This is a genomic window from Olsenella uli, assembly GCF_016900775.1.
GTDB lineage: Bacteria > Actinomycetota > Coriobacteriia > Coriobacteriales > Atopobiaceae > Thermophilibacter > Thermophilibacter uli_A.
This window is the reverse complement of the sequence record NZ_JACJKN010000045.1, coordinates 1-434: the sequence shown is the minus strand read 5'-3', so window position 1 is coordinate 434 and position 434 is coordinate 1. Positions and strand designations below refer to the sequence as shown.

The window sequence follows — 434 nt, the reverse complement described above, 5'->3', positions numbered from 1 at the left end:
TCGGGCTCTCCATCTCCGAGCTCATGTCCTGCGCCGAGGCGCCCGGCGAGAAGAGCGTCGAGCGCGCGGAGGCGGACCGCCTCATCGCGACCTCGCTCGGCCTCTCGGGCACGGCGCTCACCGGGCGCCATCGCGCGCTGCGGGTCGTGGCCTTCCTGCTGGTTGTGGCGGCATGGGGCGCGCTCACGGCGCGCATCGTCTTCTCCCGCAACATCGACCTGCTCCTCCAGGCGCTCTCCGACCCGGCCGTCGCCGGAGGCCTCCTCATGCTCGTGGCGCTGACGTGGTTCTCGTTCTTCTGCCACGAGACCCTGCCCGGATACTACGACGAGAACCGCATCTCCTTCGTGGCGCAGGGCCCCTTCCGCATGAACCTCGGCTGCCTCATGCGCGTCCACAACGGCAACTGGCCGGCCATCTGCCGCGCCGGGCGC

Annotated in this window: 1 protein-coding gene; it reads left to right on the top strand. The window is 71.0% G+C overall.

Annotated elements, in window-relative coordinates; translation table 11 throughout:
* A partial coding sequence (locus H6A23_RS11240) for a hypothetical protein (protein WP_204832259.1) occupies positions 1–434 on the top strand: 434 nt, incomplete at both ends.